The following is a 252-nucleotide window of genomic DNA, read 5'->3' on the forward strand; positions in this document are numbered from 1 at the left end:
AGCGTCAGCTCGACCACGCCGCCGCCGGCCTCGTGAAGCGCGCCATGGAGGCGCGCGGCGTCCGGGTGCTGCTCAAGGCCGCCACCGCCGCGATCGAGGGAGACGGCCGGGTCGAGCGCCTGATCCTGTCCGACGGCACCGTGCTGCCGGCCGACCTCGTGGTGATGTCGGTCGGCGTGCGCCCCAACGTGGCGCTGGCCCAGAATGCCGGGCTCGAGACCGCGCGCGGCATCAAGGTCGACGACCGGATGC

1 protein-coding gene is annotated in these 252 nt (G+C 74.2%); it reads left to right on the forward strand.

Annotated elements, in window-relative coordinates; translation table 11 throughout:
- Nucleotides 1–252 (forward strand): FAD-dependent oxidoreductase (locus CVH10_RS22670; RefSeq protein ID WP_181244708.1); only part of this gene is annotated, 252 nt, incomplete at both ends.

Source organism: Halomonas sp. ND22Bw, assembly GCF_003011945.1.
GTDB lineage: Bacteria > Pseudomonadota > Gammaproteobacteria > Pseudomonadales > Halomonadaceae > Halomonas > Halomonas halophila.